This is a genomic window from Streptomyces sp. NPDC005752 (genome assembly GCF_040630715.1).
GTDB lineage: Bacteria > Actinomycetota > Actinomycetes > Streptomycetales > Streptomycetaceae > Streptomyces.
In genome coordinates, this window is the sequence record NZ_JBEXYB010000023.1 from 15388 (window position 1) to 27291 (window position 11904).

An 11904-nucleotide genomic window follows, 5' to 3' on the forward strand; every position below is an offset into this window, starting at 1 on the left:
CCGCGCGCCCGTTGCGTCGTGGGGCGCGAACGGCCCCGGTCAGGAAGCTACCCGGCCCGCCGGACCCCGTCACACCATGGCCACCGCGGGCTTGACGTTGTGATTGAGGTGGAACACGTTGTCCGGGTCGAACCGGGCCTTGACGCGCGACAGTCGCTCGTAGGCGTCCTCGCCGAACCCGGCCATGATCCGCTCCTGCCCCTCCCGGCCGATGAAGTTGAGGTACACGGCGCCCTCGGCCCACGGCATCATCGCGGAGCGCACCCCGCGGACCCACTGCCTGACCCGTTCGTCGTCCGCCTCGCTCTCCCAGACACCGAAGGGGTGCACGGCCCAGGGGGAGGTGCGCCAGGGCAGCGGATAGTCGGACGGTCCCCGCGCCACCGCGCCGCCCATGGGGAACAGCACGTGCTGCGTGTTCGTGGGCACGGGCAGAGTGTCGGCCCGCCCGCAGAAGGCTTCCACCGCCTCGTCGGGGAAACCGCTCAGGTACTCCGCCGACCAGTAGTTCCGCATGCCCGGCGGGTCGTCGAGCAGGCACTGCAGGTCCGCGTAGGGAATCGTGTCGACGACCTCCGCCTCGTGCCTCAGCGCCAGCAGAGGCGCCGCCACGTCTCGGGCCTCCGCCTCCGTACCGGCGAAGGTGACCAGGGCCGCGCACACGAGGTGGCCCACCAGCGCCTCGGGCACCCACTCCTCGGGCGGCCCGGTGATGTAGATGCAGGCGCCGCCCGCCTCGTCGGGGGCGCGCTCCATCACATCGCGGTACGTAGCGACCACTTCGGGGCCGTTCTCCGGGCGGAAGAGCAGCATCACCATGCTCATCGCCGGCAGGTCGTGCAGCCGCAGTGTCAGCGAGGTGACCACACCGAAATTGCCGCCGCCGCCGTGCAGGGCCCAGAAGAGCTCGGGGTTCTCGTCCGCGCTCGCGCGCACGGTGCCGCCGTCCGCGGTCACCACGTCGGCGGCCAGCAGGTTGTCGCAGGCCAGCCCGAACTTGCGCTCCAGCCATCCCGAGCCGCCGCCCAGGGTGAAGCCTCCGACACCTGTGGTGGAGACCCGCCCGCCCGTGGTGGCCAGGGAATGCGGTTGGGTCGCCCGGTCCAGGTCGCTCATCACGGCTCCGCCGCCGACGCGGGCCGAGCGGGCGTCCCGGTCGACGTCCACCCCGTTCATCCGGCGCAGGTCGATCACGAGGCCCCCTTCGCTCACGGCCATGCCCGCGACGCTGTGTCCGCCTCCGCGCACCGCGACCTCCAGTTCCCGGTCACGGGCGAGGGCGAGCGCCCGCGCGACGTCCGCCCGGGAGGCGCACTGCGCCACCACCGCGGGTCTGCGGTCGATCATGCCGTTGAAGACGGTACGGGCCTCGTCGTAGCCCGGGTCGCCGGGAGCGTGGACCTCACCGGCGAAATCGGAGCGGAGGCCGGTCAGAGCGGCATCCGGAAGGAATGTTCGGGGCGTCATGCTGTGCCCCCTTCGCAGGGCGTGACAGGACTCCTCCATCGTAGGTCCGGCCGTGGACACCGGCCGCTCCGCAGAGTCCTGTCACGTCCTCACGGATCAGCCGGCGTACGCCCCGCTGGCCGTCAGCCGCAGTGCGGTGTCGATCAGCGGCACGTGGCTGAACGCCTGGGGGAAGTTCCCCACCTGGCGCTGGAGCCGGGAGTCCCACTCCTCGGCCAGCAGACCGAGGTCGTTGCGGAGGGACAGCAGCTTCTCGAAGAGCCGACGGGCCTCGTCGACCCGGCCGATCATCGCCAGGTCGTCCGCGAGCCAGAACGAGCAGGCCAGGAACGCGCCCTCGTCACCCTCCAGGCCGTCGACGCCCGCGTCGTCGCCCTCGGTGGGATAGCGCAGGACGAACCCGTCCTCCGTGGACAGCTCCCGCTGGATCGCCTCGATCGTGCCGATGACGCGCTTGTCGTCGGGCGGCAGGAAGCCCATCTGCGGAATCAGCAACAGGGACGCGTCGAGTTCCTTCGACCCGTAGGACTGGGTGAAGGTGTTGCGCTCCGGGTCGTAGCCCCGCTCGCAGACGTCACGGTGGATGTCGTCCCGGAGCTGGTGCCAGCGCTCCAGGGGGCCCTCCGCGTCGCCCGACTCGATCAGCTTGATGGTGCGGTCCACCGCGACCCAGGCCATCACCTTGGAGTGCACGAAGTGCCGACGCGGACCGCGCACCTCCCAGATGCCCTCGTCCGGCTCCTCCCAGTGCTTCTCCAGGTACTCGATCAGCTTGAGCTGGAGGCCCATCGCGTAGTCGTTGCGGGTGAGGCCCGTCATGTGCGCGAGGTGCAGCGCCTCGGTGACCTCGCCGTACACGTCGAGCTGGAGCTGGTTCGCCGCGCCGTTGCCGACCCGGACGGGGCTCGAGTTCTCGTAGCCGGGCAGCCAGTCCAGCTCCGCCTCGCCGAGCTCCCGCTCGCCCGCGATGCCGTACATGATCTGCAGGTTCTCCGGGTCGCCCGCGACGGCCCGCAGCAGCCACTCGCGCCAGGCGCGGGCCTCCTCGCGGTATCCGGTGCGCAGCAGGGAGGAGAGCGTGATCGCCGCGTCCCTCAGCCAGGTGTAGCGGTAGTCCCAGTTGCGCGAGCCGCCGATGTCCTCCGGCAGGGAGGTGGTCGGTGCCGCCACGATGCCGCCGGTCGGCGCGTAGGTGAGCGCCTTCAGCGTGATCAGCGAGCGGACGACGGCCTCCCGGTAGGGGCCGTGGTACGTGCACTGGTCGACCCACTCGCGCCAGAAGTTCTCGGTCGCCTCCAGGGACGACTCGGGTTCCGGCACACCGGGCGGCTCGTGGTGCGAGGGCTGCCAGCTGATGGTGAACGCGATCCGGTCGCCGGGGGACACGGTGAAGTCGGAGTACGTCGTCAGGTTCTGGCCGTACGTCTCCGCATCCGTGTCCAGCCACACCGAGTCGGGGCCCGCGACCGCGACCGTACGGCCGTCGACCTTGTGCACCCAGGGAGTGACCCGCCCGTAGCTGAAACGCATCCGGAGTTCGGAGCGCATCGGGACCCGCCCGCTCACGCCCTCCACGATGCGGATGAGCTGGGGGGCGCCGTCACGCGGCGGCATGAAATCGGTCACACGGACCGTGCCCCGGGGGGTGTCCCACTCCGATTCCAGGACGAGCGAGTCGCCGCGGTAGCGGCGCCGGTCCGCCGACGGGGGCTCGGCCCCCTCGGGACGGGCGGGTCCCAGCCGCCAGAAACCGTGCTCCTCGGTCCCGAGAAGTCCGGCGAAAATCGCGTGGGAGTCGAAGCGTGGGAGGCACAGCCAGTCCGCTGTGCCGTCCCGGCAGACCAGGGCTGCGGTCTGCATGTCTCCGATGAGTGCGTAATCCTCGATGCGCCCGGCCACGTGCGTCTCCAGTCGAACGGCCATGTCGCCCCGCAGGGCGCTTACTGCTGGTCAAGGGGTCGTTGTAGTAGAACCGACGAGCTCTTGCGCGGGTGAGCGGGCTGGGGTGGAGCCGCTGGGCCGGCCAACTCGGCAGCGAGTGTCCGAGCAGGATACGACGCACCTGGAAGATCCGCGCGACTGTCCACCGGTTGTCCTCAGCCTGTCATCCGCGAATGGGTGGGAGATGGAACGGACGTGATGATCTTGTGACGAGAGCGGAGGAGGCATGGCCGGAAGCGGCCTCCCCTGGTCGCTGTTACCCTGGTAGCCCGTGGACCGGTGGTCGTCCCGACAGTGGACGAGGCCCCCGAACCGCAGCGACGGCGCCTGCTGGATTTCTCCGCACGGCATGCCGGTACGCACCTCATGATCGCGACCACGGGAGCCCCCTTTGGCTATGCAGCCCACATCCACGACGACCAAGCACATCTTCGTCACCGGGGGTGTCGCCTCCTCCCTCGGCAAGGGTCTGACTGCCTCCAGCCTGGGTGCCCTGCTCAAGGCACGTGGCCTGCGGGTCACCATGCAGAAGCTCGACCCCTATCTGAACGTCGACCCCGGCACGATGAACCCCTTCCAGCACGGTGAGGTGTTCGTCACGAACGACGGCGCCGAGACCGACCTGGACATCGGCCACTACGAGCGCTTCCTCGACGTCGACCTCGACGGATCGGCCAACGTCACGACCGGCCAGGTCTACAACACGGTGATCGCCAAGGAGCGCCGCGGCGAGTACCTCGGCGACACCGTCCAGGTCATCCCGCACATCACCAACGAGATCAAGCACCGCATCCGCCGGATGGCGACCGACGACGTCGACGTCGTCATCACCGAGGTCGGCGGCACGGTCGGCGACATCGAGTCGCTCCCCTTCCTGGAGACGGTGCGCCAGGTCCGCCACGAGGTCGGCCGCGACAACGTCTTCGTCGTGCACATCTCGCTGCTGCCCTACATCGGCCCCTCCGGCGAGCTGAAGACAAAGCCCACCCAGCACTCCGTCGCCGCCCTGCGTAACATCGGCATCCAGCCGGACGCCATCGTGCTGCGCGCCGACCGTGACGTCCCGACCGCCATCAAGCGCAAGATCTCGCTGATGTGCGACGTCGACGAGACCGCCGTGGTGGCCTGCAAGGACGCCCGGTCGATCTACGACATCCCCAAGGTGCTGCACACCGAGGGCCTGGACGCCTACGTCGTCCGCAAGCTCGACCTGCCGTTCCGGGACGTCGACTGGACCACCTGGGACGACCTGCTGGACCGGGTCCACAACCCCGACCACGAGGTCACCGTCGCCCTGGTCGGCAAGTACATCGACCTGCCCGACGCCTACCTCTCGGTCACCGAGGCCATCCGCGCCGGCGGCTTCGCCAACAAGGCCCGTGTCAAGGTCAAGTGGGTCGCCTCCGACGACTGCAAGACCCCGGCCGGCGCTCAGAGGCAGCTCGGTGACGTCGACGCCGTCTGCATCCCCGGCGGCTTCGGCGAGCGGGGTGTCGTCGGCAAGGTCGGCGCCATCCAGTACGCCCGCGAGAACAAGGTGCCGCTGCTCGGCCTCTGCCTCGGCCTGCAGTGCATCGTGATCGAGGCCGCGCGCAACCTGGCCGGGATCGCCGACGCCAACTCCACCGAGTTCGACGCCGCCACGGCCCACCCCGTCATCTCGACGATGGAGGAGCAGCTCGCGTACGTCGAGGGCGCGGGCGACCTGGGCGGCACCATGCGGCTCGGCATGTACCCGGCGAAGCTCGCCGAGGGCTCCCTGGTCCGCGAGGCCTACGCCGGCGAACCGTACGTCGAGGAGCGCCACCGCCACCGCTACGAGGTCAACAACGCCTACCGCGCGGAGCTGGAGAAGAAGGCAGGACTCGTCTTCTCCGGCACCTCCCCGGACAACAAGCTCGTCGAGTACGTCGAGTACCCGCGCGAGGCACACCCGTACCTGGTCGCCACCCAGGCGCACCCGGAACTGCGCTCCCGCCCGACCCGCCCGCACCCGCTCTTCGCCGGCCTGGTGAAGGCCGCGGTGGAGCGCAAGGTCGCGGCGCACGGGACGGGCGCCGACGCGTAAGGCGATACGGTTGACCGGGGTACGGATCCTTGACGGGATGCGTGCCCCGGTTTCTGTTTGTTCGTGGGAGGACGTACATGGGTTTCCAGGACACGCCCGAGGAGTGGCAGGTCACCGCGTCGGTGACCCCCTTCACCGGCAACAAGACCAGCGTCCGCACCGACGACGTGGTGATGCCCGACGGCAGCATCCACGGCCGGGACTACCAGGTGCACCCCGGTTCGGTGGCCGTGCTCGCGCTCGACTCGGACGGCCGTGTCCTCGTCCTGCGGCAGTACCGGCACCCGGTGCGCCACAAGCTGTGGGAGATCCCGGCGGGACTGCTCGACATCCCCGGCGAGAACCCGCTGCACGCCGCCCAGCGGGAGCTCTACGAGGAGGCCCACGTCAAGGCCGAGGACTGGCGGGTGCTGACCGACGTCTACACCACGCCCGGCGGCTGCGACGAAGCCGTGCGCGTCTTCCTCGCCCGGGACCTCTCCGAGGCCGAGGGCGAGCGCTTCGCCGTGGCCGAGGAGGAGGCCGACATGGAGCAGGCGCGGGTCCCCCTGGAGGAGCTCGTACGGGGCGTGCTCGCCGGCGACCTGCACAACAACTGCCTGGTCGTGGGCGTCCTGTCGCTCACCGCGGTGCTCGCGGGCGACGGCGTGGACTCGCTGCGCCCGGCTGAGGCGCCGTGGCCGGCCCGCCCGTTCGAGGCCTGATCCGTCGGGCCGGCCCGGCGTCGACGTGTCGGCACCGGTCCGGCTTCGACGTGTCGGTACCGGCACCGCGGGACGTGCCGGTACCGGTAGGTAAGGACTCCGATCGTACGAAACGCTGATCCGATCGGGGGATGTCTCCGCCGCGCTCAGCCGTGATCGTCCGCACCACTGAACTACGCTCGAAAGGCCCCGACCGGACTTCCGGCGGGCAACCGCGTGCAGCGAAGTGGAGCGTGGCCCGTGACCGATCAGGCGGTGGACACCAACGGCCCGGCCGGAGTGGCGGGGACGGCGGGAGCCGAGGGACCGCCGGATGTGACTCCACCTCAGTTCTTCGGCCGCGAGCGCGAGTTGAGAGCCCTCAGGGAGGACATCGAGCGAGCCGGCCTGGACACCCTGGCCGGCCGCAAAGCAGCCCGCGCCCGGGTCCTCCTGATCGCGGGACGGCCCGGATCCGGACGTACCGCACTCGCCGCCGAACTCGCCCGGCGCCTCCGGGAACCCGGTGACTACCCCGACGGCGTCTTCCGGGTCTCGCTCACGGAACCCGGAGGCGCCCGCGTCCCGGGCGAGCGCACCGCGCGCACCCTCCTGGACCTGCTCTCCGTCACCGCCCCGCCCGGCGCCGACGAGGACCAGTTGTCCGAGATGGTCCGCGAGGCGTTCGCCGTACGCCGCGCCCTGATCCTGCTCGACGACGCGGTGGACGCCGAACAGGTCGACCCACTGCTGCCCGACAACCCGGACTGCCTGGTCGTCGCCACCGCCACCGGACCTCTCACCGGAATCCCCGGCGTCCGTCCGTGCACCATCGGCGGGCTCGACGCGGGCTCCGCCGTGGAGCTGCTCGCCCGCACCATCGGCCAGGTCCGGATCACGGTCGATCCGCGGACCGCCGAGTCGCTCACGGAGGAGTGCGGGGGGCAGCCCGCCGCACTGGTCCTGGTCGCGGGCTGGCTCGCCGCCCGGCCCGGCACCTCGGTCGCCGACGTCACCAAGCAGCTGCGCGAGCAGTCGGACGACCCCGAACAGCCCTCCGGCGACAGGCCGTTGGCCCGTGCCTTCCGGTTGGTCCACGAGTCGCTCCCACCGGCCGCCGCCGGGATACTGCGGCTGCTCGCGCTCGCCCCCGCCGGTCTGGCCGACGCCCACACCGCCTCCGCGCTGGCCGGATGCTCGGTCTCGGCCGCCCGGACGACCCTGGACGACTTCGTCCGCTTCGGACTGCTCAGGACGAACGGCGCCGAGCTGCCGCAGTACGAGGTGCCCGGCTGCCTCGCCCCGCTGGTGCGGGCCCTGCTGGAGGAGCGGGAGCGGCCCGCCGAGATCCAGCTGGCCCGGGCCAGGATGCTGGAGCGGACCGTGCGCCGGCTCCAGGCCTGCCGCGCGGTGACCGACCCCGAGGACTCACCGGCCCGCCGCAGGCTCGCCGGGCTGCCGAGTTCGCTGCGTTTCCCCAGCCCCGAGTCCGCCGCCGAGTGGCTCCGCGCCCGCGAGCCGGCGCTGCTCGCCTCCGCCGCCGTCGCGGTGCGCGACGGTGATCTGGACACCCTCGCCCGTCGGCTGGTGGCCGCACTCGTCCGTGCCCTCGCCGTGCACCGGGGCACGGAGGAGGCCGCTCCCGTGCTGTACGGACTGCACAGGCTGGTCCTCGACGTGGCGGAGCGCCGCGATCTGCCCCGGGAGAAGGCCGCCGCCCTGCTCAACCTCGCCGATCTGGACGCCAGGACCGGCCGCACGCGGGAGGCGCTGGCCCGCTACCGGGCCGCGCTGGACGCCGGACGCGCGGCGAACGACCTCTATGCGACGGGCAGGGCGATGGAGTCCGCGGGCGGCGCGTACGCCGAGCTGGGGGACTTCAGCCGGGCCGCCGACTGGTACGGCCGCGCGCTCGCACAGCGGCTCGGCCAGAGGGAGCGGGCCGACGAGGCGCGGCTGTACGGCCGGCTGGGCGCCGTCCACACGTACGCCGGGCGTTACGGCGAGGCCCTGCGCAACTGGCGGGCGGCGGCGGCGGGCCACCGCAGGCTCGGGGACGTCCCCGCCCAGGCGCGTGCGCTGAGCGAGGCGGCGCGGGTGCAGGAGTACGCGGGCCGGCCGCAGGAGTCCCTGCACACCTGCCGCGAGGCGGTGGACCTGGCGCGCAGGGCGGGTGACCTGCGCCTCCAGGCCGCGCTGGAGCTCAGGCTCGCCGACACCCTGGACCGGCTGGGGGACCCCGCCGCCGCCCGGCTCCACAGGGCGGCGGCCGACAGGCTGCTGGGCGAAGAGGCGCAGGCCACCGAACAGCAAGAGTCGAACCTGCGAAATCCGTAGCGCTTCGACGAAAACTTAATGCTTTGTAAGGCTGGACAGCGAGAAGTCCTTCATTAATGATGGCTCTGCCGCACATCCCCGCGGTGTCTCCCCTTATGCTTGGTACATGCGGGTATCACCCGTTATGCCCGAGCGACTCTCCAAGTCAAGGACCGTGATCGACGTGAAGGTCGGCATCCCCCGCGAAGTCAAGAACAACGAGTTCCGGGTGGCGATCACCCCTGCCGGAGTGCATGAACTCGTCCGTCACGGGCACCAGGTCCTCGTCGAGCAGCACGCCGGTGAGGGCTCGTCCATCCCCGACGCGGAGTACGTCGCCGCCGGTGCGCGGATCCTGGCCACCGCCGACGAGGTCTGGGCCGCCGCCGACCTGCTGCTCAAGGTCAAGGAGCCGGTCGCCGAGGAGTACCACCGCCTCCGCAAGGGCCAGACGCTCTTCACCTATCTGCACCTCGCCGCCTCCCGCGCGTGCACGGACGCCCTGCTGGAGTCGGGCACGACCGCCATCGCGTACGAGACCGTCGAGACGGCGACCCGCGCCCTGCCGCTGCTCGCCCCGATGTCCGAGGTCGCCGGCCGCCTCGCCCCGCAGGTCGGCGCCTACCACCTGATGCGCTCGGTCGGCGGACGCGGTGTGCTCCCCGGCGGGGTCCCCGGCACGGGGTCGGCCAGGGCCGTCGTGATCGGCGGCGGGGTCTCGGGCTGGAACGCCACGCAGATCGCCGTCGGGCTCGGCTTCCACGTCACGCTGCTCGACAAGGACATCAACAAGCTGCGTGAGGCCGACAAGGTCTTCGGCACGAAGGTGCGGACGGTCGTCTCCAACGCCCTCGAACTCGAGAAGGCCGTCGTCGAGGCCGACCTCGTCGTGGGCGCCGTGCTGATCCCCGGCGCGAAGGCGCCGAAGCTGGTCACCAACGAGCTCGTCGCCAGGATGAAGCCCGGGAGTGTTCTTGTCGACATTGCGATCGACCAGGGAGGCTGCTTCGAGGACTCGTATCCGACGACGCACGCCGAGCCGACCTTCACGGTGCACAACTCGGTCTTCTACTGCGTCGCGAACATGCCGGGCGCCGTGCCGAACACGTCCACCTACGCGCTCACCAATGCCACGCTGCCCTACATCCTGGAGCTCGCGAACCGGGGCTGGGCCGATGCCCTGCGCCGCGACGCCGCGCTCGCCAGGGGTCTCAACACCCATGACGGCCAGGTGGTTTACCGCGAGGTGGCCGAGGCGCACGGTCTCGACCACGTCGAACTGACCACGCTTCTCGGCTGAGTGGTCAACCCCCTCCGTCAACCTCACGCGTCCGGCCGGACCTTGCCCAGCAAGGTCCGGCCGGACGCATGAGAGGCTTCGGTTCGACTCGCCGGAGACGTGACCCTCCACCCGTTTTGCACCCCCGCGAAAGGTGCGCCCCGGGCGCTCCGTGCTCTTGACAGAGGGGCGTTCGATTGCCGACACAACGGGCCGGGTCCGGCGGATTGTGTTGCTGCGAACCGGTGACACGCCATAGAGTCGCCAATCGTCGGCATGGTGCCACGCTGACCTATCGATAAGTTTCCTGGTCACATCCAAGGAGGTAAGACGACTTGTGAATGAGTCGACATTTACTCCCGGGGGTGGTCAACCAGGGATGCCTGCACGGGGTCTGAGCCCGATCGGGCTCGAAGCTGTCGGCTCCGTCGCGGTCCGCACCTTCGCCACCCAACAGCACATGACGACAGCCCCCCAGATGATGGACGGCCTACACGTGAACGCCATGGCCGGCAACGAAAGTGGCCGAGAGACCGCCCACTTCGCCGACTTCGCCGAGGTGCCCGAAGGGCACTTCTACGACCCCGATGCCGAATACGAGCCCGATCCGGAGTACGCGGCCACGCTCGCGCCCGACGCCGCCCGTCAGCGCCGCGAGCGGATCGGCCCGACCGGCCGGCCGCTGCCGTACTTCCCGATCCCCGGTCCGCTGACCGAACACGGCCCCGCGAAGATCATCGCGATGTGCAACCAGAAGGGCGGCGTCGGCAAGACCACGTCGACCATCAACCTGGGCGCCGCACTCGCGGAGTACGGCCGGCGCGTCCTGCTCGTCGACTTCGACCCGCAGGGAGCCCTGTCCGTCGGCCTCGGGGTCAACCCGATGGAGCTCGACCTCACCGTCTACAACCTGCTCATGGAGCGGGGCATGGCGGCCGACGAGGTCCTGCTGAAGACGGCCGTGCCCAACATGGACCTGCTCCCCAGCAACATCGACCTCTCGGCCGCCGAGGTGCAGCTGGTGAGCGAGGTGGCCCGGGAGTCGACGCTGCAGCGCGCCCTCAAGCCGCTGATGGCCGACTACGACTACATCGTGATCGACTGTCAGCCCTCGCTCGGCCTGCTCACCGTGAACGCCCTGACGGCGGCTCACAAGGTGATAGTCCCGCTCGAGTGCGAGTTCTTCGCGCTGCGAGGTGTGGCGCTGCTCACCGAGACCATCGAGAAGGTCCAGGAGAGGCTCAACCCCGAGCTGGAACTGGACGGGATCCTCGCCACCATGTACGACTCCCGTACGGTGCACAGCCGTGAGGTGCTCGCACGTGTCGTCGAGGCGTTCGACGAACACGTCTACCACACGGTCATCGGCCGTACCGTGCGCTTCCCGGAGACCACGGTCGCCGGCGAGCCCATCACCACGTACGCGTCGAACTCGGTCGGTGCCGCCGCCTATCGCCAGCTCGCCAGGGAGGTGCTCGCCCGGTGTCACGCCGAGTGAGTCTGCCGGGGGCCGACGAGCTGTTCCGCACCACCGGGGGCATGGGCCTGCAGGCCTCGTCCCCCGCCGAGAGGCGACGCAAGGCGAACGGCGAGGCGCGGGTCCCCGCACCGGCCGGAGGAAGTGATTCGGAGACGGACGCGGGCGGCCGGAGCGGCGCGCAGCCCGGCGGTGACACACCCGCCGCGGCGTCACGTGAGGAGCACTCCGCGGCGGACGCCGACGGCGGTGGCTCGCGCAGCCGCACCGACGGGGACGACCGGGGTACCGCCGCACCGCCCCGGGCCCGTACCGCACCGCCGCAGGAGGCGGCTCCCACCGCCCAGCCGCAGCGCGGTCGCGGGGGCGGGCGGGGAGCGAACCGCCGGCCCAGCGGCCGGGAACGCCACGACGAGAAGATCACCGTCTACGTCTCGGCCGAGGAACTGATGGACCTCGAGCACGCGCGCCTCGTGCTGCGCGGTGAGCACGGACTGGCCGTCGACCGCGGGCGCATCGTCCGGGAAGCGGTCGCCGTGGTGCTGGCCGACCTGGAGTCGCGCGGCGACGCGAGCATCCTCGTACGCAGGCTGCGGGGCCGCTGAGCGGTGCGTCGCCGGTAGCCTGCCGGGGGAGGGCCGCCGTCCGGCGACCCCGCCCCGGGCCCACGGGC

8 protein-coding genes are annotated in these 11904 nt (G+C 70.9%); 6 read left to right on the forward strand and 2 right to left on the reverse strand.

Annotated elements, in window-relative coordinates; genetic code table 11:
• Nucleotides 1-69 precede the first annotated feature (69 nt).
• Nucleotides 70-1467, reverse strand: coding sequence for an FAD-binding oxidoreductase (locus tag ABZ441_RS20090; RefSeq protein ID WP_358975710.1), 1398 nt, complete (start codon nt 1465-1467; stop codon nt 70-72).
• Between the two features lie 96 nt (nt 1468-1563).
• The gene (locus tag ABZ441_RS20095; protein WP_358976000.1) at nt 1564-3366 is read right to left on the reverse strand and encodes a glycoside hydrolase family 15 protein; all 1803 of its coding nucleotides are present in this window, start codon (nt 3364-3366) and stop codon (nt 1564-1566) included.
• A 439-nt stretch (nt 3367-3805) separates the two neighbouring features.
• Between ABZ441_RS20095 and ABZ441_RS20100 the strand changes: the two genes are divergently transcribed.
• From ABZ441_RS20100 to ABZ441_RS20125, 6 genes are all read left to right on the forward strand, one after another.
• On the forward strand, nt 3806-5476 hold the full coding sequence (locus tag ABZ441_RS20100; protein WP_358975712.1) for a CTP synthase: 1671 nt from the start codon (nt 3806-3808) through the stop codon (nt 5474-5476).
• Nucleotides 5477-5553: 77 nt separating this feature from the next.
• The gene (locus tag ABZ441_RS20105) at nt 5554-6180 is read left to right on the forward strand and encodes an NUDIX hydrolase (protein WP_358975715.1); all 627 of its coding nucleotides are present in this window, start codon (nt 5554-5556) and stop codon (nt 6178-6180) included.
• Nucleotides 6181-6420: 240 nt separating this feature from the next.
• On the forward strand, nt 6421-8496 hold the full coding sequence (locus ABZ441_RS20110) for a tetratricopeptide repeat protein (protein ID WP_358975718.1): 2076 nt from the start codon (nt 6421-6423) through the stop codon (nt 8494-8496).
• 163 nt (nt 8497-8659) lie between these two features.
• A complete protein-coding gene (gene ald, locus ABZ441_RS20115; protein WP_358976002.1) occupies nt 8660-9775 on the forward strand; it encodes an alanine dehydrogenase in 1116 nt (371 codons plus the stop codon).
• Nucleotides 9776-10133: 358 nt separating this feature from the next.
• A complete protein-coding gene (locus ABZ441_RS20120; RefSeq protein ID WP_277334693.1) occupies nt 10134-11252 on the forward strand; it encodes a ParA family protein in 1119 nt (372 codons plus the stop codon).
• On the forward strand, nt 11237-11836 hold the full coding sequence (locus ABZ441_RS20125; protein ID WP_358975722.1) for a hypothetical protein: 600 nt from the start codon (nt 11237-11239) through the stop codon (nt 11834-11836). Before ABZ441_RS20120 ends, ABZ441_RS20125 begins: the two co-directional genes overlap by 16 nt.
• Nucleotides 11837-11904: the final 68 nt, after the last annotated feature.